23 protein-coding genes are annotated in these 22,730 nt (G+C 60.0%); 18 read left to right on the top strand and 5 right to left on the bottom strand.

What is annotated here, in order from left to right; translation table 11 throughout:
• Position 1 precedes the first annotated feature (1 nt).
• From lptG to DLM_RS11610, 3 genes are all read left to right on the top strand, one after another.
• Positions 2-1,078, top strand: a complete 1,077-nt coding sequence (gene lptG, locus DLM_RS11600) for an LPS export ABC transporter permease LptG (protein ID WP_089086216.1) — start codon at positions 2-4, stop codon at positions 1,076-1,078.
• Between the two features lies 1 nt (position 1,079).
• On the top strand, positions 1,080-3,650 hold the full coding sequence (locus tag DLM_RS11605; protein ID WP_089086215.1) for a [protein-PII] uridylyltransferase: 2,571 nt from the start codon (positions 1,080-1,082) through the stop codon (positions 3,648-3,650).
• 80 nt (positions 3,651-3,730) lie between these two features.
• Positions 3,731-4,186 (top strand): MaoC family dehydratase, encoded by a 456-nt coding sequence (locus tag DLM_RS11610; protein ID WP_089086214.1) that lies wholly within the window; start codon positions 3,731-3,733, stop codon positions 4,184-4,186.
• Between the two features lie 57 nt (positions 4,187-4,243).
• Here DLM_RS11610 and DLM_RS11615 read toward each other — a convergent pair whose 3' ends face one another.
• The 3 genes from DLM_RS11615 to DLM_RS11625 form a co-directional block, all read right to left on the bottom strand.
• Positions 4,244-5,851 carry a methyl-accepting chemotaxis protein gene (locus DLM_RS11615; protein WP_089086213.1) on the bottom strand — a complete coding sequence of 536 codons (1,608 nt, stop codon included), beginning with the start codon at positions 5,849-5,851 and terminating at the stop codon, positions 4,244-4,246.
• Positions 5,852-6,344: 493 nt separating this feature from the next.
• Positions 6,345-7,274, bottom strand: coding sequence for an exopolyphosphatase (locus tag DLM_RS11620; protein ID WP_089086212.1), 930 nt, complete (start codon positions 7,272-7,274; stop codon positions 6,345-6,347).
• Between the two features lie 75 nt (positions 7,275-7,349).
• Positions 7,350-7,940, bottom strand: a complete 591-nt coding sequence (locus tag DLM_RS11625) for an IMPACT family protein (RefSeq protein WP_089086211.1) — start codon at positions 7,938-7,940, stop codon at positions 7,350-7,352.
• 102 nt (positions 7,941-8,042) lie between these two features.
• On the opposite strand from DLM_RS11625, the gene DLM_RS23865 reads away from it, so the two are divergent.
• From DLM_RS23865 to DLM_RS11695, 15 genes are all read left to right on the top strand, one after another.
• Positions 8,043-8,171 (top strand): hypothetical protein, encoded by a 129-nt coding sequence (locus DLM_RS23865; protein WP_269461323.1) that lies wholly within the window; start codon positions 8,043-8,045, stop codon positions 8,169-8,171.
• Between the two features lie 67 nt (positions 8,172-8,238).
• Positions 8,239-8,679, top strand: a complete 441-nt coding sequence (locus DLM_RS11630; protein WP_089086210.1) for an NfeD family protein — start codon at positions 8,239-8,241, stop codon at positions 8,677-8,679.
• A gap of 2 nt (positions 8,680-8,681) precedes the next feature.
• Complete coding sequence (locus DLM_RS11635; protein WP_089086209.1) at positions 8,682-9,623, top strand: SPFH domain-containing protein; 942 nt, start codon at positions 8,682-8,684, stop codon at positions 9,621-9,623.
• A 68-nt stretch (positions 9,624-9,691) separates the two neighbouring features.
• On the top strand, positions 9,692-10,225 hold the full coding sequence (locus DLM_RS11640) for a septation protein A (RefSeq protein ID WP_089086208.1): 534 nt from the start codon (positions 9,692-9,694) through the stop codon (positions 10,223-10,225).
• On the top strand, positions 10,225-10,527 hold the full coding sequence (locus DLM_RS11645; protein WP_045845117.1) for a YciI family protein: 303 nt from the start codon (positions 10,225-10,227) through the stop codon (positions 10,525-10,527). Before DLM_RS11640 ends, DLM_RS11645 begins: the two co-directional genes overlap by 1 nt.
• Complete coding sequence (locus tag DLM_RS11650; protein WP_089086207.1) at positions 10,524-10,790, top strand: BolA family protein; 267 nt, start codon at positions 10,524-10,526, stop codon at positions 10,788-10,790. The genes DLM_RS11645 and DLM_RS11650 overlap by 4 nt, the downstream gene beginning before the upstream one ends.
• An 18-nt stretch (positions 10,791-10,808) precedes the next feature.
• The gene (locus DLM_RS11655) at positions 10,809-11,597 is read left to right on the top strand and encodes a peptidylprolyl isomerase (RefSeq protein ID WP_089086206.1); all 789 of its coding nucleotides are present in this window, start codon (positions 10,809-10,811) and stop codon (positions 11,595-11,597) included.
• Positions 11,598-11,631: 34 nt separating this feature from the next.
• On the top strand, positions 11,632-12,414 hold the full coding sequence (locus DLM_RS11660) for a peptidylprolyl isomerase (RefSeq protein WP_089086205.1): 783 nt from the start codon (positions 11,632-11,634) through the stop codon (positions 12,412-12,414).
• Between the two features lie 337 nt (positions 12,415-12,751).
• Positions 12,752-13,360 carry a CDP-alcohol phosphatidyltransferase family protein gene (locus tag DLM_RS11665; protein ID WP_089086204.1) on the top strand — a complete coding sequence of 203 codons (609 nt, stop codon included), beginning with the start codon at positions 12,752-12,754 and terminating at the stop codon, positions 13,358-13,360.
• Positions 13,353-14,300, top strand: a complete 948-nt coding sequence (locus DLM_RS11670; protein WP_089086203.1) for a phosphatidate cytidylyltransferase — start codon at positions 13,353-13,355, stop codon at positions 14,298-14,300. Before DLM_RS11665 ends, DLM_RS11670 begins: the two co-directional genes overlap by 8 nt.
• Before the next feature lie 7 nt (positions 14,301-14,307).
• Positions 14,308-14,961: a lysophospholipid acyltransferase family protein gene (locus DLM_RS11675; protein WP_089086202.1), complete on the top strand. Its 654-nt coding sequence runs from the start codon at positions 14,308-14,310 to the stop codon at positions 14,959-14,961.
• A 24-nt stretch (positions 14,962-14,985) separates the two neighbouring features.
• On the top strand, positions 14,986-16,776 hold the full coding sequence (locus DLM_RS11680; RefSeq protein WP_089086201.1) for a bifunctional alpha/beta hydrolase/class I SAM-dependent methyltransferase: 1,791 nt from the start codon (positions 14,986-14,988) through the stop codon (positions 16,774-16,776).
• Positions 16,773-18,101 (top strand): phosphatase PAP2/dual specificity phosphatase family protein, encoded by a 1,329-nt coding sequence (locus tag DLM_RS11685; protein ID WP_167467097.1) that lies wholly within the window; start codon positions 16,773-16,775, stop codon positions 18,099-18,101. The genes DLM_RS11680 and DLM_RS11685 overlap by 4 nt, the downstream gene beginning before the upstream one ends.
• The gene (locus DLM_RS11690; protein ID WP_089086199.1) at positions 18,091-18,480 is read left to right on the top strand and encodes a hypothetical protein; all 390 of its coding nucleotides are present in this window, start codon (positions 18,091-18,093) and stop codon (positions 18,478-18,480) included. Before DLM_RS11685 ends, DLM_RS11690 begins: the two co-directional genes overlap by 11 nt.
• Positions 18,481-18,624: 144 nt before the next feature.
• Positions 18,625-19,206, top strand: a complete 582-nt coding sequence (locus DLM_RS11695) for a LysE family translocator (RefSeq protein WP_089086198.1) — start codon at positions 18,625-18,627, stop codon at positions 19,204-19,206.
• A gap of 1 nt (position 19,207) precedes the next feature.
• On the opposite strand, the gene DLM_RS11700 is transcribed toward DLM_RS11695, so the two are convergent.
• Together DLM_RS11700 and DLM_RS11705 are read right to left on the bottom strand one after the other, a co-directional pair.
• Complete coding sequence (locus tag DLM_RS11700; protein WP_089086197.1) at positions 19,208-20,062, bottom strand: helix-turn-helix transcriptional regulator; 855 nt, start codon at positions 20,060-20,062, stop codon at positions 19,208-19,210.
• A 54-nt stretch (positions 20,063-20,116) separates the two neighbouring features.
• Positions 20,117-22,618 carry an EAL domain-containing protein gene (locus tag DLM_RS11705; protein ID WP_231959843.1) on the bottom strand — a complete coding sequence of 834 codons (2,502 nt, stop codon included), beginning with the start codon at positions 22,616-22,618 and terminating at the stop codon, positions 20,117-20,119.
• Positions 22,619-22,730 lie beyond the last annotated feature (112 nt).

The raw sequence follows: 22,730 nt of genomic DNA on the forward strand, positions 1-22,730 counted from the left end.
GATGAAACTGATTTATCGCTACATCATCAGCGCGCTGACCCAGTCCACGCTGTTTACCCTGGCAGCCTTGCTGGGCCTGTATGGTTTCTTCGATATCATCCACGAAGTGCCAGACCTGAACCACGGCAATTACACCATCACCAAGATGCTGGCCTACATTGCGCTGCAGGCTCCCGGCCACGCCTACGAACTGATGCCGCTGGCCGTGCTGATTGGCGGCATGGTGGCGATGACCCAACTGGCCAGCTCCAGCGAATACACCGTGATCCGCACCTGCGGCATCACCCTGGGGCAGATCGCCCGCACCCTGCTGCTGTTTGGCCTGGGCTTTGCCCTGCTCACCACCGCACTGGGCGAGTTCATCAGCCCCTATGCGCTGCAGCAGGCCGAACGCATGAAGCTGTCCGCCATGCGCTCGATGGTGGCGCAGGAGTTCCGCTCCGGCATCTGGGTGAAGGACAACAACAACTTCATCAATGTGCATGAGATGCTGCCGGACACCACCTTGCTGGGGGTGCGCATCTACACCTATGACGATAACTACCAACTGGTGACCACCCGCTATGCCGAACGCGGCAACTACCAGCGTGCCGCCCATGTCTGGCAGTTGCACAATGTGGTGGAAACCCGTCTGTTTCCGGACCACGTAGAGAGCAAATCCGTACCGCTGGCGCAATGGACATCGATTGTCGAGCCGGACATCCTGAACGTGCTGCTGGTGGTACCGGAACAGATGTCGGCACTAAACCTGATCAAGTACATCGAACATCTGAGCGCCAACAAGCAGCAGACGCAGCGTTATGACATAGCGCTGTGGAGCAAGCTGTTCTACCCGCTGGCCTGCGTATCGATGGCACTGGTGGCGCTGGCCTTCACCCCGCAACAGCGCCGGCACGGCCAACTGGGCGTGCGCTTGTTCTCCGGCATTTGCCTGGGCGTGGGTTTCCACTTCATCAACCGCCTGTTTGGCCATCTGGGATTGCTGTACAGCTGGAATCCCATCATCTCTGCCACGGTGCCGACACTGCTGTTCCTGTTTGCCGGCATTGCCATCATCCTGAAACAGGAAAGACGCTGACATGAGCCTGCACGCGAGCGACCTGACCCAAGACCTGCGCAAACAACTGGCCAACCAACGCCAGCAACTGCTTGAACAATACCGGGTCGGACGTGATCCGCAGCACTATCTGGGCCGACACAGCCAGGTGGTGGACAGCGTGCTGCAGCAACTGTGGCAGCAGGCAGGCATGGGCGAAAGTGCCACCCTGATTGCCGTTGGCGGTTATGGCCGTGGCCAGCTCTTCCCCAGTTCCGACATCGATGTGCTGGTCTTGCTGCCCAGCCCGACGCCGGCAGATTTGCCAGAACGCGTTGCCGCACTCATCGGCCGCATGTGGGATGTGGGCCTGGAAGTGGGCCACAGCGTGCGTACCATCGCCGAATGCCTGCAGGAAGCCGCAGCAGACATCACCATCGAAACCAATCTGCTGGAAAACCGGCTGATTGCCGGTGCTGCCACGCCCTATCAGCAGCTGATCCATCGCCTGGACTGCCAGCGCGACCCGCTGGCCTTCTTCGAAGGCAAGACGCTGGAACAACAGCAGCGCCACAACCGCCACTTTGGCGTGACCAACAATCTGGAACCCAATATCAAGGAAAGTCCGGGCGGCCTGCGCGATTTGCACACGATTTTGTGGATCAGCAAGGCCATCGGTCTGGGGGAAAACTGGAGCGACCTGGTACAGCGCGGCATCCTCACCCAGGCGGAAGCACGGCTGATTCACCACAGCGACCGCCAGTTGCAGCGGCTGCGCATCGACCTGCACATCCTGGCGCGCCGGCGCGAAGACCGGCTGATCTTCGATCTGCAGCAAAGCATGGGACTGGCCTTCGGCCTGCAGGACACTCCGGCCAAGCGCGCCAGCGAGCAAGTGATGCAGTTGTATTTCCGCGCCGCCAAAACCGTCAGCCAGCTCAATGGCATTCTGCTGCCCAATTTGCGCGCCCGCCTCTACTCGCAGGTGCCGCGCATCACGCAAAACCTGAACGAGCGCTTTTATTCGGTTAACGGCATGCTGGGCATCCGCCGTCCCGATGTATTCGAAACAGAGCCTTCCGCCATTCTGGAAGCCTTCCTGATGCTGCAACGCAATCCGGAACTGACCGGTTTTGCGCCGCGCATGCTGCGCGCACTGTGGCATGGCCGCAGCCACATCAATGACCGCTTCCGCAAGAATCCGGAAAACCGCCGCCTGTTCATGCAGATACTGCGCGAACCCGGCCTCACCCGCTGCCTGCGCCGCATGAACCTGTACGGCGTGCTGGGCCGTTACTTGCCCGGTTTTGGCCGCATCGTCGGGCAGATGCAGCACGACCTGTTCCATGTGTATACCGTGGATGAACACATCCTGATGGTGGTACGCAATCTGCGCCGTTTTGCCATCAGCGCCTTCAATCACGAATACCCCTTCCTGTCGCGGCTGATCAATGATTTCGAGCGGCCGGAAGTGCTGTACGTGGCCGGCCTGTTCCACGACATTGCCAAGGGCCGTGGCGGCGACCACTCCACGCTGGGCATGGTGGATGCGCGCGAGTTCTGCGAGCAACACGCGCTATCCGCCGCGGACACCGACCTGGTGGTCTGGCTGGTGGGCCAGCACCTCACCATGTCCAGCATTGCGCAGAAGCAGGACATTTACGATCCGGATGTAATCCAGCGCTTTGCCGAACTGACGCAAACCCCACGCCGACTGGCCGCACTATACCTGCTGACCGTGGCCGACATCCGCGGCACCAGCCCCAAGGTGTGGAATGCCTGGAAAGCCAAGCTGCTGGAAGACCTCTACAACGCCACCCTGCGCGTCTTGTTGCGTGGTGGCGAGGTGGACCTCAACTCGGAACTGGAAGAACGCAAGACCCAGGCACTCAGCCTGCTGCGCCTTTATGCCGTTCCGGCCGGGGTGGAGCAAAAACTGTGGTCGCAGCTGGACATGGTGTACTTCCTGCGGCACGAGGCCAAGGAAATTGCCTGGCATGCGCGCATTCTCAACCGTTTCGTCAATATCGAAACGCCCATGGTGCGCGCCCGCCTGTCGGACGATCACGAAGGCATCCAGGTGCTGGTCTACACCCCGGACAAGCCGGAACTGTTTGCCCGCACCTGTGCCTTCTTTGGCCGCACCAACTACAGCATTGCCGATGCCAAGGTATACACCACGCGCCACGGCTATGCGCTGGACACCTTCCATGTCTTCATTCCCGAGCACCACGACGGGGATTACCGCGACATGATCAACTTCATCGAATTCGAACTGGCCGAATGCCTGCGCCTGGAAACCCCGCCGCCGCCACCGGCCAACGGGCGTATCAGCCGTCACCTGAAGCACTTCCCGATTGCGCCGCAAGTGCTGATCCGTCCGGACGACAAGGACAATTTCTACGTATTGTCCATCGTGGCCGGCGACCGTCCCGGGCTGCTGGCGCGCATTGCCAAGGTGCTGGCCGATTATCACCTTAGCGTGCAGTCCGCCAAGATCATGACCCTGGGCAGCCGGGCGGAAGACTCCTTCCTGGTAAGCGGGCCCGGTTTGAAAGACGACAAGACGGTACTGGCACTGGAAAGCGAGCTGATTGCCGCACTGCGGATCTGACCTCCGGCCCGGCACCGCCTTTGACCTGTCGGCTGGCACATCGTATGCTGCAGCATCAAAACTTACGTTAACGTAAACATATGCTCTACTTCGAAGACCTGACACCGGGCCGCGTGTTCGAAACGGCCAGCCACACCCTGAGCGAAGAAGAAATCATCGCCTTTGCCAGCCAGTTTGACCCGCAGCCCTTCCATACCGACCCACAGGCGGCCAAGAGCAGTTTTTTCGATGGCCTGGCAGCCTCTGGCTGGCACACCAGCAGCCTTACCATGCGGCTGATCACCGCCAGTGAACTGAAAAACGTGGCCAATGGGCTGATCGGCATGGGCATACGCGATATGCGCTGGCCGCGTCCTACCCGTCCCGGCGATACCTTGCGTGCCAAAATCGAGGTAACGGGTCAAAAACCTTCGTCCAGCCAGCCCGGATTCGGCGTTGTGCAATTGCGCTGGACCACCCTCAACCAGCACAACGAGATTGCCATGCAACTGGAAACCGCCATCTGGGTTGCCCGCCGCACCACGACACAGCCATGAAAAAAGCCTGTCCGGATAAAACGCGGACAGGCTGTTGCGTGGGGCAAGCTCAGCAGTTCAACGCTGCTGCCATTTGCTGAAATTTTCGGTTAGCTGCGCCAGATCCTCCGAGGTTTCGGCCAGATGTCCGGCACTCTCACCAATGGAGTGGGTAGTGCTCAAATCCTGCTCTGACAAGGCATTCAACTGCTCCAGCGCTGCCGCCATCACATTGATGGAATCGGATTTGCTGCCCATCTCCCTGGCCAGTTTCTGTGCCTGCAGGCTGGACTGCTCAGCCGCCTCGATCAGGCCCTGCAGCTTGCCCGATGACAGGCGGATCTGCCCATTGACCTCGCCCACCTCTTCCACCGTGGCATCCATGCTGCTGACGGCGGAATGGGTGATCTTGCCGATTTCCTCGACAATCTCACCAATGGAATCGGTGGTGTTGGTGGTGCGCTCGGCCAGCTTGCGCACCTCGTCCGCCACCACGGCAAAACCACGCCCCATCTCTCCGGCACGGGCAGCCTCGATGGCGGCATTCAGGGCCAGCAGATTGGTCTGATCGGCAATCTCGCGAATCAGAGTCGTCATGCTGCGGATGCGGATCATCGCCTCATCCAGCTCCACCATGGCACCACGCGACTGTGACACCACGTTCACCGCACGCTCCGCCGCCGAGGTTGCGGCATCCATGGTATGGCGGCCATCCCGCGCCACATCCTGGGTATGGCGTGAATCCTGCTGATTATGTTCGGCCAGGCGCACCACATCCTGCACCGCCAGGCTGAGCGACTCCATATTGTGGCTAATCTGGTTTAATCCCTGACGCTGCTGCACCGATCGTGCCGCCAGGGCATGCATATCATCCAGCAAACCATGAGCCTGTTCCTTGGTATACAGGCTGGCCCGCATCACATCGGCAATGGTGGCGCGGTAATGAATGCGCAAGGATTCCAGCGAGGAAAGCACCTTGCCCAGCAAGCCGCCTTCATGCGCCATGGAGGCATGATCCAGCCGGCCTTCCTGCAAGTCCTGGAAGCGTCCGTCCAGCACCTTCAATACCGAGCGCACCCGCCGCCATGCCCAGATGGCCGCGCCAAGTGCCAGCACACAGCCGGTCATGCCAAGTGCCTCACGCAGCCAGAGCAAGGCATCCGGCAAGAAGAACGACACCATGGCCGCCAACAGGCCCAGCAGAAACAGCAGCGGCGCGACTTGCAACACATCAGACTGCCGTGCATAACGCTGCAAGGTGGAAGGCAGGCTGGCCTGCTTGTTCATCACTTGGCGATAAAGGGCTGCAGCGGCATCGATATCCTGCCGCTTTGGCTGGGAGCGCACCGACATGTAGCCCACAATACGGCCATGTTCGGTAATCGGGGTAACGTAAGCCTCCACCCAGTAGAAATCGCCATTCTTGGCCCGGTTTTTCACGATGCCACGCCATGGCTTGCCTGCCTTCACCGTTTCCCACAAGTCTGCAAATGCCGATGGCGGCATGTCCGGGTGGCGCACGATATTGTGGTTCTGGCCCAGCAGTTCGGCCTCGCTAAAGCCGCTGATCTCGATGAACGCGCGATTGGCGTAGGTAATGCTGCCTTTCACATCGGTCTTGGTGACGATGGGATTAACAGGGTCGACAATCAACTCGTTGGCGGTAACAGGCAGATTGATCTTCATTTGATGTGCGTTCTTTTGTTAGTTTTAATTATTTAAAACAACTTGTTTAATCTCAACATTCTAACAAGAAAGTCCATGCTTCAGGATAAGAAAACCCCAGTCCATTGCCAGGCTAATATGCACAACCCTTGCCCCAGGCCAATACCTGCTACTTGATGCCACATGGCCAGTGCGCAGAATGGCCAGGCTTAGCGCTGTATCACGACAAGCAAGGCCACCCAGACAGGGCGACGCAGCGCCTGCCGTACTCGCCAAGCGGGTGACAAACGCCAGCACCCCGCATTCTGACCCGGCAGTGCCGGGCCATCTGGCGGCGCAATATGGCAGGCTGCTGATCCCGCACTGCGTGCCACCAGCAGCAGCACCGGCAGCGCAGAGGCTTGCAATTAAAAAGGGAACATGAAAATCATGTTCCCTGATTAGCGGCATTGCACCGAGGACATTCACGGACCGGGCTTGATCAGCCCTGCCATCGCTGGCCGTAAGCGATGCATCAGCCTTGCGCCCGGATACGGGTAATCAGCTCGTCGCGGATATCCTCATACTGATCGACACTGACCTGACAAGTCCCCGCCGCCTCATGGCCGCCACCACCGTACTGCAGCATCAGCGCCCCCACATTGGTGCGGCAACTGCGATCGATGATGGACTTGCCAGTGGCAAACACGATGTTCTGCTTGTTCAGGCCCCACATCATGTGGATGGAAATATTGCACTCCGGATACATCGCATATACCAGGAAGCGGTTGGCCGGATAGATGGTTTCTTCCAGCAGCAGGTTGAGCAACACCAGATTGCCATGCACCTTGGCACAGCGTGCGATCTGTTCGCGCGCCTGCTCCTGATACTGCATGTACAGGTCCACCCGCTCCTTCACATCCGGCAAGGCCAGGATTTCCTCGATACTGTGGTCGCGGCAATAGCCGATCAAATCCATCATCAACTGATAATTGCTGACGGTGAAATTACGGAAGCGCCCAAGACCGGTGCGCGCATCCATCAGATAATTGAGCAAGACCCAGCCGGTGGGATTGAGGATTTCCTCGCGGCTGAACTGGGCAGAGTCGGCCTTGTCCACCGCGTCCATCATTTCATCACTGATGCGCGGAAAAGCCTGCTTGCCGCCAAAGTGGTCGTACACCACGCGGGCGGCAGAAGGCGCCGCCGGGTCGATGATGTGGTTGGCATGCTGCCCGTTGCGCAGGGTTTCGGAAAAATGGTGGTCAAAGGCCAGATACGCACCAGGCACATACGGCAGATTGGTGGTGATATCCCGCTCGGTGATTTCTATTTTCCCGTCCTGCATGTCCTTGGGATGGACAAACTTGATGTCATTCACCATGCCAAGCTCGTTCAACAGCACGGCACACACCAGGCCGTCAAAATCACTGCGCGTCACCAGACGGTATTGCTGCTGCGACATTCATTTCTCCCCGTAAACAAGATCATTTCCAGCCGATTGTGTCATTGCTTGCCGCAGCAAGTGCCGATGGCAAACTCAATTCTCATGCGTCATGAAATATACCTCACCGGCCAACAGGTCGTGCAAGCGCATTTGCAAGGCCTCACACTGCGTAGCCGGCAGGCTCAGCGTCAATTCCACCTGTTCACCATAGCTGGCCTCGCTCACGGCAATCTGCAAAGCATCACAATGACGGCGAAAACGTGACTCATCTGCAAAGGCAATACGGGCACGACATTGCGCCATCACCACCACGGGCACCGCTTGCGCCAGCAGCAGCGCCGCGTTCAGCGCCTGGGTGTAGGCACGCACCAGACCGCCCGCACCCAGTTTGACGCCGCCAAAATAGCGCACCACCACCGCCAGCACATTATGCAGTTGCTTGTGCATCAGCACGTTATACATGGGCCGGGCCGCCGTGCCGGAAGGCTCACCATCATCATCCAGCATGGAGTCGCCATCCACCAGCAGCACCGCGCAGTAATGGCGGGCATCGGGATACTGGGCGCGCAGCGCAAGAAGATGCTGCATAGCCTCTTCACGCCGGGCAACCGGATACACATAGGCAAGAAAGCGACTCTTCTTGATTTCGATTTCTGCAGCAACAGGGGCTGCCAGTTGAAACATTTATACCTGTCCCGAAGTCTTAGTTAACAGTGTTGCCTGCATGGTAACGCGCTTTGGCCGCAGCGTGCGTCCTGATGCTGATGCCACAAGCGGAGGCAAATCATGATCCCGCTGCTCATCGTCCTGAGCCTGCTGACCGAGACACTGCGGCTGGCACTGGACACGTTTTGGCTTGATCCAGCACAAGCTGCCGCATTGCTGTCCACCCTTCCCGCCCCGGACCACCGCTAAAAGCAGTTGTCTTGGACACATTTCGGCATGAGAATGCCTAATCTTTCGTCATGAAAGCTGGCCAACCTTGACTCCTACTCTATGGCTGATCGGCGCGCTGCTGGCGCTGATGGCCGAATTCATGTCCGGCACTTTCTACTTGCTGGTAATCGCCGTAGCGCTGGCCGCCGGTGGCATTGCCAGCCTGCTGGGCGGCAGTGAGGCACTGTGCTGGACACTGGCCAGCCTGGGCGGCATGGCCGGTGTTCTGGCCGTGAGCCGCTGGCGCAAACGCCAGCCAGCCGCACCGCAACCAAGCAAGGCCGTGCTCGACGACCCGGACATCGGCCAACTGGTCCGCGTAATCAGCCGGATCGACAGCCAAAACCTGCGTGTGCATTATCGCGGCACCGAATGGCAGGCCCGTGCAGAGGATGCAAGCACGCTGGCAGCGGGTGACAGCGCCGCCATCGCAGGCCGTGACGGCAATGTACTGCTCCTTACCACTTCATCAAAAGAAAGCCGATAATCATGGAATTCGTCATCGTCCTGTTTGCCGCCGTGGTGATCTTCATCATCAAATCGGTCAAGGTGGTGCCACAACAGCATGCCTATATCGTGGAGCGGCTGGGCCGCTATCACGCCACCCTCACACCAGGGCTGAACATCCTGATTCCCTTCATCGACCGGCTGGCCTACAAGCACAGCCTGAAGGAAGTACCGCTGGATGTACCCAGCCAGATCTGCATCACCCGCGACAATACCCAGCTAAAGGTGGACGGCATCCTGTATTTCCAGGTGACGGACCCGCAGCGCGCCTCCTATGGCACCAGCGACTACCTGCTGGCCATCACCCAACTGTCGCAAACCACCTTGCGCTCGGTGATTGGCAAGATGGAGCTGGACAAGACCTTCGAGGAACGTGATGAAATCAACCAGATCGTGGTGGCTTCGCTGGATGAAGCCGCCATCAACTGGGGCGTGAAGGTATTGCGCTATGAAATCAAGGACTTGGTTCCGCCGCAGGACATCCTGCATTCCATGCAGGCGCAAATTACCGCCGAGCGGGAAAAGCGCGCCCGTATTGCCCAGTCCGAAGGGGTGAAGATGGAGCAGATCAACCTGGCTACCGGCGCACGCGAAGCAGCCATCCAGAAATCGCAAGGCGAGATGCAAGCCACCATCAACAATTCCGAAGGCAACAAGCAGGCTGCCATCAACAAGGCACAGGGTGAGGCCGAGGCACTGCGCCTGGTGGCCGATGCCACGGCAGATGCCGTACGGCGGGTAGCCGAAGCGGTGAAGGTGGACGGCGGTATCGAAGCAGTCAACCTCAAGGTGGCAGAGCAGTATGTGGCCGCCTTTGCCCAACTGGCCAAGCAGAACAACACCGTCATCCTGCCGGCCAATGTGGCGGATGTCAGCTCGCTGGTGGCTACCGCGCTGAGCGTGGTCAAGCAAAGCAATCGTTAACACTTATGTCATGACGGCAGCCTTGTCCTGGCTTGTATAACAGGCAGGCTGCCCCCATAATCAGCCGCATGAAATTCTTATCCGACTTCCTTCCGGTAGCCCTGTTCTTCGGCAGTTACCTGATCACCCACGACATGTTTCTGGCCACCAAGGTTCTGGTGGCGGCAACCGTCCTGCTGTTTGCCTGGACCTGGCTCAAGCACCGCAAGGTGGACGCCATGCAATGGATCAACCTGATCCTCAGCGTGGTGCTGGGTGCGGCTACCGTGATATCGCACAACGATCTGTTCATCATCTGGAAATTCACCGTACTGTATTGGCTGATGGCCATTGCACTGCTGGTTAGCGACCTGATGGGCAAGAACGGCCTGAAACTGCTGATGGGCGCGCAGATCCAGCTACCACAACTCATCTGGCGCAAGCTGGCCTATGCCTGGTCGCTGTTCTTTACCTTCATGGGCGCACTCAATCTGTATGTAGCCTTCAATTTCAGTCGCGAAATCTGGCTGAGCTTCAAACTGTTTGGCAGTCTGGGCCTGATGGTGGTGTTCGTCATCGCACAAAGCCTGTTCCTGTCCAAATACATCGAGGAAAAGAAATAATGCTGTATATCATCAGCGGCCAGGATCACCCCGGCTCCCTGGAAAAGCGTCTTGCCGCCCGCCCGGAACACCTGGCCCGCCTGTCTGCCTTGCAGGAACAGGGCCGTCTGGTACTGGCAGGCCCCTGCCCGGCCATTGACAGCGTGGACCCTGGCAGTGCCGGCTTTACCGGCAGCCTGATCGTGGCCGAATTTGCCAGCCTGGAAGAAGCCCGCAACTGGGCCGATGCCGACCCTTATGTTGCTGCCGGCGTATACGCCGCGGTAGAAGTAAAACCCTTCCGCAAGGTATTCCCTGCATGAGCGATACCGTCGCGCTGCTGCAGGCTGCCCTGCAGGCCTTGACACCGGAACATCTGGAAATCCAGGACGACAGCGCCGCCCATGCCGGGCACGCCGGAGCCCGCTCCGGTGGCGGCCACTATGATGTGCTGATTGTCTCCAGCCGTTTTGCCGGTCTTAACAGTGTGGCACGCCATCGTCTGGTGTATGCCACATTGGGCGATCTGATGAAAACCAGGGTGCATGCGCTGGCCATTCGCGCACTGACACCAGAAGAACTTTGACCCAAGGAAGAATCGCCAATGAAAACTACCAAGATTGCTGCCCTGCTGCTGGCTGCCTCCATCAGCATTCCGGCCATGGCCGAATCCATTGCCATGGTTAATGGCAAGTCCATTGACAAGACTGATCTGGACAATGCGGTGGCTGTTGTCGTGCAAAACAGCAATGGCAATGTGCAGGATTCCCCCGCGCTGCGCCAGCAAGTAAAAGACACCCTGATCAACCGTGAAGTCATCCTGCAAGAAGCCCAGAGCCGCAAGCTGGACCAGCAGCCCGCCTTCATCAAGCGCATGGAAGAAGTCCGCCAGGACATGCTGCGCGAAGCGCTGTTTGCCGACCTGGTGAAAAACATGCAGATCAGCGATGCACAGCTGCAAGAACGCTACAACCAGACCCAAAGCAAGTTTGCCGGCACCAAGGACGTCCACGCACGCCAGATTACCGTGGCCAGCGAAGCCGATGCGCTCAAGATCATCGACAGCCTGAAAAAGGGTGCCAAGTTCGAAGACCTGGCCAAGAGCCGTTCGCTGGATCCGGCTGCCAAGCAAAATGGCGGCGACATGGGCTGGGGCAATCTGGCCCGCATGGAACCTCAACTGGCCGAGCTGCTGAAAGACCTGAAGAAAGGCCAGTACAGCAGCAAGCCGATGCAAACCCGCGTGGGCTGGATCGTATTCAAGGTAGATGATATCCGCGATGCCAAACTGCCGCCGCTGGCTGAAGTAAAACCGCAAATCGAGCGCCAACTGCAGGAAGAAGCCATTGCCAAGGCAGTGGAAGATCTGCGCAGCAAGGCGAAAATCCAGTAACACCACACCACAGTAACAACAGGAAACCAACATCATGCGCAAGACTTTGCTGGCAAGCGCCCTGCTGGCCGCTCTGAGCACCTCTGCCGTCTTTGCTGCCGGCCCGTCCGTCAATGGCACCGAAATCTCCCCCGCCCGCATCGACGCCGTGGTGCAGATGATGGCAGCCCAAGGCCAGGCAGCCGATGACAAGACCAAGGACATGGTCAAGGATCAACTGATCACCGCCGAAGTGCTGCGTCAGGAAGCCATCAAGAAAGGCATCGACAAGACTGCCGACTTCAAGGCCGAACTGCAGAACATGGAAGCCATGGCGCTGGCCAACCGTGTCATCAAGGACTTCCAGAAAGCCAACCCGGTAACGGACGAGCAACTGAAGGCTGAGTATGACAAGCTGGTGGCTACCGTGCCGGAAACCAAGCAATACCATGCCCGCCACATTCTGGTTGGCAGCGAAGCCGAAGCCAAGGCCGTGATCGAAGCCCTGCGCAAGGGCAAGGCTTTCGACCTGCTGGCCAAGGAAAAATCCAAGGATCCGGGCAGCAAGGGTAACGGTGGCGATCTGGGCTGGCAGGAAGCCGGCACCTTCGTACCGGAGTTCTCTGACGCCATGGCCAAGCTGAGCAAGGGCCAGGTTACTGCCAAACCGGTGAAAACCCAGTTTGGCTGGCACGTGATCAAGCTGGACGATGTCCGCACCGAGCGCAATGTGCCGTCGCTGGACGATGCCCGTCCGCAACTGACCCAGCGCATCATGGGCGCTCGCATCGAGAAATACGTTGGCGAGCTGAAAGCCCAGGCCAAGATCCAGCAGTAAACGCGCAGTCTGCCATCAGCGCTGCAACAGGGATGCCTCGGCATCCCTTTTTCTTTGCCTGTGCGCCGGATGATCTGGCCCCATGCCGGTCAGCACACAGGCACCCACTTCCGCTTCCGCTCCCCCATCCGTGCAGTAACACCAGGGGCGATCTCACCGGGCAAGCCGGCCTGGTATGCCAATACATTCCCTTGCCTGGCCGCCCCCGGCCGTCGGGCCTAAGTAAAAACCGCAAAATACCGCGACCATTTGCCCCTGCTGGCTGCGACTGTCAAAATCCGTTTGTCATCATTTCTTTCCCGCGTGCAGGGTGGCCTGCCGCAACGATCCACTTTCCATGCCAAGTATTTACGATCTCAAATCCCGCTTTCAAAACTTGCTGCGTCCGCTGTTGAAATCCCTGGTCCGTGGCGGCGTCACTGCCAATCAGGTCACACTGAGCGCCATGCTCGGCTCCATCGCCTACGGCCTCTGGCTATGGCTGGACTCCTCCCGGCCACTGGCATGGCTGCTGCTGCCCTTGTTTCTGTTCCTACGCATGGCACTGAACGCCATCGACGGCATGCTGGCGCGTGAATTTGGCCAGCAATCACGTCTTGGCGGCATTCTTAACGAAGTGGGCGATGTGGTCTCCGACGCCGCACTTTATCTCCCCTTTGCCGTACTGAGCACCCATCCCGCGCTGGTGGTGCTGGCCGTACTGCTCGCGCTGCTGACCGAATTCGTCGGCGTGCTCGGGCCCGCGCTTGGCGCGACACGCCGTTACGACGGGCCGATGGGCAAGAGCGACCGTGCCTTCTGGTATGGCGCCTTCGCACTGCTGGTGGGCTTGATGCCCACCACCGCCGCTTACGCTGACTGGCTGTTCGGCCTCACCGCACTCCTGATGTTGCTGACTGTATTCAACCGCGCCCGCGCCATTCTGAAAGAAAGCCGCCATGTTTAAGTTGCTGTTGCCGCCACCGCTCCTGTGGGCGCTGGGCGGTGTCTTTGTCCTGCTGGTGCTGGCCAGCGTTGCCATCCGCGTGCTGGAAGCGCGCAAGCCGGAAAAAAACTGGCTGGAACTGAAACTGCGGATCAAGACCTGGTGGTGGATTGTCGGCTGCTTCTCGCTCACCCTGCTGGGCAGCGTCCCGCTGGCGCTGGTGGTATTTGCGCTGATCAGCTTCCTGGCGCTCAAGGAATACCTGACGCTGTGCGCCACGCGCACCGCAGACCACGTGGTGCTGTTCTGGGCCTATCTGAGCATTCCGCTGCAGTACTACTGGCTGGGCATTCACTGGTACGGCATGTTCATCATTTTCATCCCGGTTTACATCTTCCTGTTTGTGCCCATGCGCATGGTGCTGATTGGCGAGACGCAGGGCTTTCTTAAAGCGGCGGCCTCGCTGCAATGGGGCCTGATGATCAGCGTGTTCTGCCTGAGCCACATGGCGGCGGTGCTGACCCTGCCGCAACTGACCGGCATCGGCGTACCGGCGCAGGGGGCGATGATGCTGTTTTACCTGGTGGCACTGACCCAGTTGAACGATGTGGCGCAGTACCTGTGGGGCAAGTCCTTTGGCAAACGCAAGATTGCCCCCAAGGTATCACCCAACAAGACTCTGGCAGGACTGCTTGGCGGGGTATTGACCACCGGCCTGCTCGGCTGGCTGCTCGGCCCCCTGCTCACCCCATTCAGTCCGCAGCATGCCGCACTGGCAGGTTTGCTGATCGGCTCCATGGGTTTTATCGGTGACATCGTGATTTCAGCGGTGAAGCGTGACATCGGCGTCAAGGATTCCGGTCGTCTACTGCCGGGCCACGGCGGCATTCTGGACCGCCTGGACTCGCTCACTTATACCGCACCGCTGTTTTTCCACTACGTACACTACCTGTACTTCTAAGCGCCTTATGAACAAGCTGCTGCGTATTCTCTTTGTCATGCTGCTGGCACGCCCGGTGGTGCGCCTGTGGCTAGGGATGACAGTACGGCATCAGGAACGGCTGCCCACCGCCGGCCCTGCCATCGTCATTGCCAACCACAACAGCCACCTGGACATTCTGGCGCTCTACAGCCTGTTTCCCTTGGGGCTGATCCCGCGCGTGCGCCCCGCCGCCGCGGCGGATTACTTTCTGAAAAACCGCTGGATGGCCTGGTTCGCCACCAATGTGGTGGGCATCATCCCGGTGGTGCGCGGCGGCGTGGGCGCAGGCCGTGACCCGCTGGCCGGCTGCCGGCAGGCACTGCAAGCGGGCGAGATTCTGGTGCTGTTTCCCGAAGGCACACGTGGTGAGCCAGAAGCGCTGTCTGAAATCAAAGCCGGCATCTGGTACCTGCTACGTGATTTCCCCGACATCCCGGTCGCGCCGGTGTACCTGCACGGCCTGGGCCGGGCGATGGGCCGTGGTCAGTGGCTGCCGGTCCCCTTCTTTGTCGATGTCGCCATAGGACGCTCCCTGTGCTGGCAAGAGAACAAAGACAGCTTCCGCGCGCATATTCGCGACACTTTTTTGCAGTTAAAACAAAAAACCCTGCCCGCCGAACCTGGCCCGGACAGCCACTGACAAGAAAACTGAAAGGTCTCTGCCATGCGACAAGCCCTGGAATCCCGCTTCACCAGTTTCGATGGACAAGCGCTGTTCTACCGCCACTGGCCGGCCATCACCACGCCGGCACAGCGCGCCATCCTGCTATTGCATCGCGGCCACGAGCACTCCGGCCGCTTACAGCATGTGGTGGACGAACTTGACCTAGCAGATACACCGGTATTCGCCTGGGATGCACGCGGCCACGGCCGCAACGACGGACCGCGCGGCTTCAGTCCCAGCATCGGCACCACGATTCGTGATCTGGAAGAGTTTGTCCGTCATCTGCAAGCGGAGCACGGCGTGCGGATTGACCAGTTGATCGTCATTGCGCAAAGCGTGGGCGCGGTACTGGCGGCAAGCTGGGTGCATGATTACGCGCCGCGCCTGCGCGCGCTGATCCTGGCTGCGCCGGCCTTCAAGGTAAAGCTGTACGTGCCTTTCGCTCGCCCCAGCCTGCGCCTGATGCACAAGCTGCGCGGCAATTTCTTCGTCAATTCCTATGTGAAGGCCAAGTTCCTGACCCACGATGCAGAGCGCATCGCCTCCTACAACAGCGACCCGCTGATCACCCGGCCCATCTCGGCCAACATCCTGCTGGCCCTTTACGACACCGCCGAGCGCATCATCGCCGACGCCGGTGCCATTACCGTGCCGACGCAGTTGCTGATCTCCGGCGCGGATTTCGTCGTACACAAGGCCCCGCAGGAAACCTTTTTCCAGAATCTGGGCAGCCCGTGCAAGGAGCGCCACGAGCTGCCCGGTTTCTATCACGACACACTGGGCGAGCGCGACCGCGCACTGGCCTTCGACAAGATACGCGCCTTCATCCAGCGCGTGGAAGCCGGCGTAGCCAGACCCTCGCTGCTGGCAGCCGACCAGCACGGCTACACCGCCCAGGAATTCAATCGCCTGCAACAGCCGCTGCCCGCCCTGTCGCCCAAGCGCTGGAACTTCGCCCTCACCCGCCTGACGCTGGCTACGCTGGGCCGGCTGTCCGACGGCATCCGGCTAGGCTGGCAAACCGGTTTCGATTCCGGCAGCACGCTGGACTACGTTTACCGCAACCAAGCCTCCGGCATCACGCCGCTAGGCCGGCTGGGCGACCGCGTCTATCTGGACAGCATTGGCTGGCGTGGCATCCGCCAGCGCAAACTGCACCTGCAGGAGCTGATCTCGCTGGCCGTCTTGGAATTGGAGCAAGCCGGCATGCCGGTGCGGCTGGTGGACATCGCCGCCGGCCATGGCCGCTACGTGCTGGATGCACTCTCCACCAACGCCGACCGCGTCGAACACCTGCAACTGCGCGACTACAGCGACATCAACGTCAGCGCCGGACGCAAGCTGATCGCGCAACGCGGCTTGCAAGGCAAAGCACGCTTCGATCAGGGCGATGCCTTCGACGGGGCCGATCTCGCCGCACTACAGCCACGCCCCACGCTGGCCATTGTCTCCGGCCTGTATGAACTGTTTCCCGGCAACGCCGGCATTCGCGACTCGCTGGCTGGTCTAGCCGCCGCTGTGCCGGCAGGCGGCTATCTCGTCTACACCAATCAACCCTGGCATCCCCAACTGGAGATGATTGCCCGCACGCTCACCAGCCATCGCGGCGGCAGCGACTGGGTGATGCGACGCCGCACCCAAGAAGAGATGGATCAACTGGTTGCCGCGGCGGGTTTCGAGAAAATCTGCCAGCGCATCGACGAATGGGGCATTTTCAGCGTGACCATCGCGCGCCGCCTGCACGCCACGCCGCACCAGAGGCAAACCGTGCAGGCACAAGCCACGGCATGAGCCCGCCCACCAACCGTCGCCAGTGGCCCGAAGCCCTGCAGTGGCTGGCGCTGCTTGGTCCGGCTTTCTTCTTGCTATACGGGGCGGCCAATCACTACGCCGCCAGTCTGCCGCCATCGGCAGTGGGCAATATCGCCATGGACTGGGAACGGCGCATCCCGCTGTGGCCGTGGACCATCCTACCCTACTGGAGCATCGATCTCCTCTACGGCCTGTCGCTGTTCATTTGCAGCAGCCGGGAGGAGTTGCGCCGACATGCGCTGCGGCTGCTGAGCGTCACCGTGCTCTCCTGCCTGCTGTTTGCGCTGTTTCCGCTGCGCTTTGGCTTTGAGCGCCCGCCGCTGAACGGATGGGCGGGCCAGTTATTCACCCTGCTGGCTGGCTTTGACAAGCCCTTCAATCAGGCACCTTCGCTGCACATCAGCCTGCTGACGGTGTTGTGGCTACGCTATGCAGTACACACGCCGCAGCGTTGGCGCTGGCTGCTGCATGGCTGGTTCGCGCTGATCGGCATATCGGTACTGACCACCTGGCAGCATCACTTTCTCGACATCCCCACCGGTTTCGCCCTGGGCATCGTCGTGTGTTATCTGCTCCCCATGCCACTGCCGCCTTATAGCCGGGTGGCGGAGATCGAACAGACACGCCGCCGCCAGTTGAGCAGGCCTTATGCAGTGGGCGGGCTGGCGCTGACCCTGGCCGCCAGTTGGCTTGGCGGCTGGTACTGGCTGCTGCTTTGGCCGGCACTGAGCCTGATCCTGCTGGCGGTCGGCTATGGCCGCCTTGGTGCCGGCGTATGGCAAAAAGTCGCAGGCCAGCACAGGCTGCCCGCACGCTGCCTGTTTCTGCCCTTGACGCTGTTCATGCGGCAGATACATGCCCGGTTGTTGCGTGGACATTCACATGCCAGTTTGATTGCAGACGATGTCTGGATAGGCCCGGCCATTGCTGCCCGTGAAACATGCTTTCACAGCGTGCTGGACCTGGCGGCGGAATACTGCCGTCAGGCACACCCGGCAGCACACTATGTGGATTTGCCGCTGCTGGATTTACTCCTGCCAGATCGCGCCGGAATGCACAATGCAGTCGCACAACTGGAAGCCCTGCGGCATTCTCGCCCAGGCCCGATCCTGGTCCATTGCGCACTGGGCATGAGCCGCAGCGCGGCGGTGATCATGGCCTGGCTGGTGATGACGGGACGCTGTAGCGATCTGGCGCAGGCCAAACAAATCCTGCAGGCTCAGGGCCGCAAGATTGTGCTGTCACCGCAGCAATGGCACTGGATCCAGACCTGTTGCACCCCAGGAGACGCTCATGCTGCCTGAGACAGCAACCCTCCGCCTGCATGCCGCGGCCTTGCGCAGCACCCGCTGGCTGCTCTGGCCCGGCCCCTGCCTGCTACTGCTGGCCAGTATTCAGGCTGGCGAATGGCGGCTACAGACCGCTGCCGCCCTCGCCATGCTGTTGCAAAGCTGGTTCTGCTGGCGCTTGCAATTGGATGCGGCGCTACTGGCAGCACTCGAAAATGCCCCGTCACTGACAGTGCTGGATGACACGATTCATGGCTTGTTTGGCAAAGCCGCAGCAGGACGTGACTTTGGGCAGAGACAACAAGGCATGCGGCGCTTGTTAATCCGCTTCTTCATGACAACTGCCTTGTGCTGGCTACTGGCCATCTGCGCCATGATGCTGCCCATGATCTAGCAAAATGGCATCCTTCCGCTCACCATCCCGGTCGCGGCGGGGTGGCAAGGGACAAGCCCACCGTACAAATGGGTGATTTTGTTCAATACCGTCCAGGCCGGGCAGCCTATCTTCGAACACTCTTCCCACCCATCGAGGATAGACATGCAAGCCCTGCTTTCCATGGCCGCCTTTGCGCTGGCCTCCTCCATTTCTCCCGGCCCGGTGAATATCGTGGCATTCGGCTGCGGTGCCAGCCATGGCTTCCTGCCCAGTCTGCGTCATGTCAGCGGTGCCACCATTGGTTTTACCCTGTTGTTTCTGCTGACCGGACTTGGTCTGGCCGAGCTGCTGGACGACCTGCCGGCGGCACGCGGACTGATCCAGTTAGCCGGCGTGGCCTTCTTGTTATACCTGGCATGGAAGCTGGCCAGCGACCAAGGCGAACTGGGAGACGCAAGACAACGGCCATCATTCCGGCACGGTGCGCTGATGCAATGGCTGAATCCCAAGGCCTGGCTGGCCTCACTGGCCGGCATGGGGGCGTTTGCCAGCCATGGCGATGCCCTGCTGGTATGGCGTTTTGCCGCCATCTATTTTGTCATCTGCTACCTGTCGATTGCCTGCTGGGCCTGGGCCGGCGCACGCCTGCAACAGCATCTGCGCCAGCCGGCACGCATGCGCTTGTTTAACCGGCTGCTGGCGGTGTTGCTGGCCGGCAGTGCGCTATATCTGCTGCTGGATTGATTCAGCCGGCACTGCGACAGTACTGACCTGGCGTGGCGGCCACCAGCCGCTTGAAGGTGCGCTGGAAATGCGCCTGATCGGCAAAGCCCAGGGTCTGGGCGACCTGGGCGATGGACTGGCCGCTGCGCAGCAGTGTCTTGCCACGCCGGATGCGCCTATCGAGCAGATATTCATGCGGCGTCATGTGGTAGCGCTGGCGGAAGGCGCGGATCAGATAGGAGGCGGATAAGGAGGAGGCGGCGCAGATGTCCTCCAGCCGCAGGTCTGAGGCGTATTGATCGTCAATGAACTCAGCCACCCGTTGCAAGCGCCGATGCTGCCCTGCACTGCTGGGCGTCACGGTGTGCAGCCGGGTGTGCAACTGCGCAAAGAAGCTTGTGGCCGCCTCCTGCTTGCCCAGCGTGGCATAGTCCGCGCTCAGGCAGCGGGCCACCAGTTGCTGCAGGTCACGGAACAGCGCGGCATCCTCGCTCAAACGCGGGGAAAAACAGTGAAAATCCTGATTGGCGCTCAGCCCAATCTCATGCTGCAACTGCGCCAGCCAGGCGGTATCCACATACAGCATGTGGTAGGACCAGGCCTGATTGGCAATCGGGTTGCAGGCATGCACCTCACCGGGGTTCATCAACACTACGCTGCCATGCGCCACCTGATAGCGGTCTTGCAGACTCAGATAGCTGCTGACACCGCCGGTGATGGCACCAATGGAAAAATGCTCGTGGGAATGGCGGGCGTAACAGACCTGGCGCCCATCCTGCACGGTGCGGATTTCCAGGAAGGGCAAGGCCGGATCACGCCAGAACAATGGCTGTGATGGCTTGTTTGCCGCCGCGCGGACGGAAGAGGAGCGAGTCATCTGCCGAGGATAGCGCAGTGGCGGCCAGACCGCCACGCACTCATGCGGTCAGCATCAAACCTGCTGTGCGCGCAGCAGGGCTTCAAAGGCATCAGCCGGCACCGGTTTGCTGAACAGATAACCCTGACCGCAGTGGCAGCCCTGCTCCACCAGGAAACGGCGCTGTTCGTCCAGCTCCACCCCTTCGGCCACCAGGTCCAGCCCCAGGCTGCGGGCAATCGAGATGATGGCCTGGGTGATGGCGGCATCGTCACGGTCCTGGTGCAGGTCCATGATGAAGCTCTGGTCAATCTTCAAGCCGCGCACCGGCAGTCGCTTCAGATAGGACAGGCTGGAATAGCCGGTGCCGAAGTCGTCGATGGACAGATAGATGCCCAGCGCCTGCAGGCGGTGCAACACTTCCACCATGCCGCTGTCTTCATCCATCGCCACGCTTTCGGTGATTTCCAGCTCCAGCGCACTGCTGGGCAGCGCATAGCGTTCCAGCATACAGGCCACGGTATCGACAATGCTGGAATACTTCAGCTGCCGGCCGGACACGTTCACCGCAATACGCCCTTGCAACAGCCCGGCATCGCGCCAGCGGCGGATGGCAGCGCAACTGCTGTCCAGCACCCACTCGCCAATGCTGGTAATCAGAGAACTTTCCTCGGCAATCGGGATGAACTGCGCCGGCGAAATCAGGCCCATGTCCGGGTGTCGCCAGCGCAGCAAGGCTTCGGCACCGATGATGCGGCCGGACGACAGCTCCACCTTGGGCTGATACCACACCTCCAGCTCATTCTGTGCCAGCGCACGGTGCAGGCTGTATTCCATCTTCAGCCGTTCGATGGCACGGGCATTCATGTCGGCAGTGTAAAACTGGAAATTGTTCTTGCCGCGCTCCTTGGCCCGGTACATGGCGGTGTCGGCATTCACCAGCAGGGCATCGGCCATGGCACCGTCTTCCGGGAACATGCTGATGCCGATGCTGGCCGAAATGAACACGCCCTGCCCGGCCACGGTGGATTCGGCGGAGATGGCATCCAGAATGCTCTGCGCCCGGCTGGCCACCTGCTGCACGGTGACAATGTTTTCCAGCAGCACGGTGAATTCGTCGCCGGACAGGCGGGCCACGGTGGACAGATTGGGGGCAATGCGCTGCAGCTCGCTGGCAATGCGCACCAGCAGTTCGTCACCTGCATGGTGGCCCAGGGTGTCGTTCACCATCTTGAAGCGGTCAAGATCGATGAACAGCAAGGCAAAGCGGCGATCATACTGGCGCGCCTGCTCTACCGCCGACTGCAGTTTTTCGATGAACAGCGTGCGGTTGGGCAGGCCGGTCAGCGCATCGTGGTTGGCCAGGAAATGCAGCCGCTCCTCGGCCTGCTTGCGTTGGGTGATGTCGGAAAACACCGCCACATAATGCAGGCATTCGCCGCGCTCATCGCGAATGGCGGTAATGCTCAGGTGTTCGGTGTACAGCAGGCCGTTCTTGCGGCGGTTGATCACCTCGCCTTGCCAGGCACCGTCATTGCGCAGGCAACGCCACAGGTATTCATAAAATTCTGGCGATTGCTTGCCGGACTTGAGCAGGGCCGGCGTCTTGCCGATGGCTTCTTCCCGGCTGTAGCCGGTAATGCGGGTGAAGGCAGGATTGACCGACTGGATAAAGCCATTGCCATCGGTAATGACAATGCCTTCCATGGTGGCTTCAAACACCTTGTCGGCCAGCAACAGGCTTTGGCGCGACTGCACCAGCGCCTCGTCGCGCTCGCGCAGCGCGCCATGCAGTTCCAGCAGGAACTCATGCTCTATGCTTTGGATGATTTCACGAAAACCAATGATATGAGCCAGTCGGTGTTCGGCATCGAATACCGCCAGATGGCGGATCTGGTGCTGCAGGATGACGCGGCGGGCCTGCAACAGGCTGGTGCTGACCGAAACGCCAATCACCGGCCGGGTACAGATATCGCCCAGCTCGGCCTGGCCCCGGCCAGAAGCGACCAGTCCAACCACATCGCGCTGGGTGAGGATGCCATAGCTGCCATCGGCAAACTGTACGCCGATGGCAGTCAGCTCCTGCTCACGCATGCTGGCCAGCGCTGCCGCCAGGCTATCACTGGACTGCAGCACCACAACCGGCTTGGCCTGGATGCCGTCCAGTCTTTTCAGACCGAGAAAAGCCTCGGTCCCCTGGCACAGCACCACATCGGACAGCGACACCAGGCCGATGATTTTGCCTTGTTTTTCCACCAGGGCATGACGGATGGCATTGTTACGAAACTGGCCCACCACATCATGCACGCTCATATGATGCGGCAAGGTGACGACGGGTGTGCTCATCACCTCACGAATGGGCAGACAGCGGGAAGTTTCGTCGGACAGATCGACCGATAGCGCATCGGTTTCAGTCCAGATACCAATGGCCTGCTCCGCAGAATTGAATACCACAATGGACCCGCAGCCGCTTTCCATCATCATGGCTGCTGCTTCGCGAACCAGGGTCTCCGGTGAGCAACTGAGAATATCAGTCGAGGCAATCTGCTCTATGGGCTGCATCAACGGAGACATCATCGAACACCTGTAAGCAATTTACTGTTCATTACAGCAGCATTATACATTTTTTACTTAATACCCTGAAGCTGGCAGTCATCTTTTTTACATGGCATATGCCAGCGATTTATTT

Origin of the sequence: Aquitalea magnusonii, from assembly GCF_002217795.2 — a bacterium.
Taxonomy (GTDB): Bacteria; Pseudomonadota; Gammaproteobacteria; order Burkholderiales; family Chromobacteriaceae; genus Aquitalea; species Aquitalea magnusonii_B.

Excerpts from the sequence above, each read along its gene's own strand:
- lptG (WP_089086216.1), top strand. The coding sequence starts at position 2 with ATGAAACTGATTTATCGCTACATCATCAGCGCGCTGACCCAGTCCACG.
- DLM_RS11605 (WP_089086215.1), top strand. The coding sequence starts at position 1,080 with ATGAGCCTGCACGCGAGCGACCTGACCCAAGACCTGCGCAAACAACTG.
- DLM_RS11610 (WP_089086214.1), top strand. The coding sequence starts at position 3,731 with ATGCTCTACTTCGAAGACCTGACACCGGGCCGCGTGTTCGAAACGGCC.
- DLM_RS11615 (WP_089086213.1), bottom strand. The coding sequence starts at position 5,851 with ATGAAGATCAATCTGCCTGTTACCGCCAACGAGTTGATTGTCGACCCT.
- DLM_RS11620 (WP_089086212.1), bottom strand. The coding sequence starts at position 7,274 with ATGTCGCAGCAGCAATACCGTCTGGTGACGCGCAGTGATTTTGACGGC.
- DLM_RS11625 (WP_089086211.1), bottom strand. The coding sequence starts at position 7,940 with ATGTTTCAACTGGCAGCCCCTGTTGCTGCAGAAATCGAAATCAAGAAG.
- DLM_RS23865 (WP_269461323.1), top strand. The coding sequence starts at position 8,043 with ATGATCCCGCTGCTCATCGTCCTGAGCCTGCTGACCGAGACACTGCGG.
- DLM_RS11635 (WP_089086209.1), top strand. The coding sequence starts at position 8,682 with ATGGAATTCGTCATCGTCCTGTTTGCCGCCGTGGTGATCTTCATCATC.
- DLM_RS11640 (WP_089086208.1), top strand. The coding sequence starts at position 9,692 with ATGAAATTCTTATCCGACTTCCTTCCGGTAGCCCTGTTCTTCGGCAGT.
- DLM_RS11645 (WP_045845117.1), top strand. The coding sequence starts at position 10,225 with ATGCTGTATATCATCAGCGGCCAGGATCACCCCGGCTCCCTGGAAAAG.
- DLM_RS11650 (WP_089086207.1), top strand. The coding sequence starts at position 10,524 with ATGAGCGATACCGTCGCGCTGCTGCAGGCTGCCCTGCAGGCCTTGACA.
- DLM_RS11655 (WP_089086206.1), top strand. The coding sequence starts at position 10,809 with ATGAAAACTACCAAGATTGCTGCCCTGCTGCTGGCTGCCTCCATCAGC.
- DLM_RS11660 (WP_089086205.1), top strand. The coding sequence starts at position 11,632 with ATGCGCAAGACTTTGCTGGCAAGCGCCCTGCTGGCCGCTCTGAGCACC.
- DLM_RS11665 (WP_089086204.1), top strand. The coding sequence starts at position 12,752 with ATGCCAAGTATTTACGATCTCAAATCCCGCTTTCAAAACTTGCTGCGT.
- DLM_RS11670 (WP_089086203.1), top strand. The coding sequence starts at position 13,353 with ATGTTTAAGTTGCTGTTGCCGCCACCGCTCCTGTGGGCGCTGGGCGGT.
- DLM_RS11675 (WP_089086202.1), top strand. The coding sequence starts at position 14,308 with ATGAACAAGCTGCTGCGTATTCTCTTTGTCATGCTGCTGGCACGCCCG.
- DLM_RS11680 (WP_089086201.1), top strand. The coding sequence starts at position 14,986 with ATGCGACAAGCCCTGGAATCCCGCTTCACCAGTTTCGATGGACAAGCG.
- DLM_RS11685 (WP_167467097.1), top strand. The coding sequence starts at position 16,773 with ATGAGCCCGCCCACCAACCGTCGCCAGTGGCCCGAAGCCCTGCAGTGG.
- DLM_RS11690 (WP_089086199.1), top strand. The coding sequence starts at position 18,091 with ATGCTGCCTGAGACAGCAACCCTCCGCCTGCATGCCGCGGCCTTGCGC.
- DLM_RS11695 (WP_089086198.1), top strand. The coding sequence starts at position 18,625 with ATGCAAGCCCTGCTTTCCATGGCCGCCTTTGCGCTGGCCTCCTCCATT.
- DLM_RS11700 (WP_089086197.1), bottom strand. The coding sequence starts at position 20,062 with ATGACTCGCTCCTCTTCCGTCCGCGCGGCGGCAAACAAGCCATCACAG.
- DLM_RS11705 (WP_231959843.1), bottom strand. The coding sequence starts at position 22,618 with ATGATGTCTCCGTTGATGCAGCCCATAGAGCAGATTGCCTCGACTGAT.